This window comes from Serratia inhibens (assembly GCF_003591175.1).
In the GTDB taxonomy this organism is placed as follows: Bacteria; Pseudomonadota; Gammaproteobacteria; order Enterobacterales; family Enterobacteriaceae; genus Serratia; species Serratia inhibens.
Genome location: NZ_QYYG01000027.1, coordinates 1 through 515, shown reverse-complemented (window position 1 = coordinate 515; position 515 = coordinate 1). Strand labels below are relative to the sequence as shown.

Here is a 515-nt window from a genome sequence, read left to right as displayed (position 1 = left end):
CTTACCACTTTGTGATTCATGACTGGGGTGAAGTCGTAACAAGGTAACCGTAGGGGAACCTGCGGTTGGATCACCTCCTTACCTAATGATATTGATTCGAGTGGCGTGCTCACACAGATTGTCTGATAGAAAAGTAATGAGCAAAAGCGCTACCTGTTGATGTAATGAGTCTCTGACTCATGCTGATACGAACCGATTAAGACGTTCAGTTTAATCGGATTTTCGTGTCCCCATCGTCTAGAGGCCTAGGACACTGCCCTTTCACGGCTGTAACAGGGGTTCGAATCCCCTTGGGGACGCCATCCGATAATGAGTGAAAGACATTATCACCGGTTAGTCATAACCGAAAAAATCTTAAAGATGACTCTTGCGAGTCGTGTTTAAGATATTGCTCTTTAACAATCTGGAACAAGCTGAAAATTGAAACATGACAGCTGAAACTTATCCCTCCGTAGAAGTACTGGGATAAGGATTAACCTGTCATAGAGTCTCTCAAATGTAGCAATGCGAAGTGA

General features: G+C 43.9%; 1 tRNA gene and 1 rRNA gene. Both read left to right on the top strand.

The window, feature by feature from the left end:
- Positions 1–81: ribosomal RNA gene (locus tag D4100_RS25505) — 16S ribosomal RNA — on the top strand; the annotation flags it as partial.
- Positions 82–226: 145 nt separating this feature from the next.
- A tRNA-Glu gene (locus D4100_RS25500) sits at positions 227–302 on the top strand.
- Positions 303–515 lie beyond the last annotated feature (213 nt).